At 55.7% G+C, this 407-nt stretch carries 1 rRNA gene; it reads left to right on the top strand.

Going from position 1 to position 407, the window contains the following annotated elements:
• A 23S ribosomal RNA gene (locus AB4Y74_RS17750) occupies positions 1–407 on the top strand; the annotation flags it as partial.

The raw sequence follows: 407 nt of genomic DNA, 5'->3' as shown, positions 1-407 counted from the left end.
CTCCGGGGATAACAGGCTGATACCGCCCAAGAGTTCATATCGACGGCGGTGTTTGGCACCTCGATGTCGGCTCATCWCATCCTGGGGCTGTAGCCGGTCCCAAGGGTATGGCTGTTCGCCATTTAAAGAGGTACGTGAGCTGGGTTTAAAACGTCGTGAGACAGTTTGGTCCCTATCTGCCGTGGGTGTACGAGACTTGAGAGGATCTGTCCCTAGTACGAGAGGACCGGGATGGACACACCTCTGGTGGACCTGTCATGGCGCCAGCTGTGCAGCAGGGTAGCTAAGTGTGGAAKAGATAACCGCTGAAAGCATCTAAGCGSGAAACTCGCCTGAAGATGAGGATTCCCTGGAGCCTTGAGCTCCTTGAAGGGTCGTTCGAGACCAGGACGTTGATAGGCTGGGTG

It is taken from the genome of Leifsonia sp. RAF41 (assembly GCF_052114085.1).
Lineage (GTDB): Bacteria > Actinomycetota > Actinomycetes > Actinomycetales > Microbacteriaceae > Leifsonia.
Note: the sequence above shows the minus strand (reverse complement) of the source record. Positions and strands in the feature narration are given on the sequence as shown.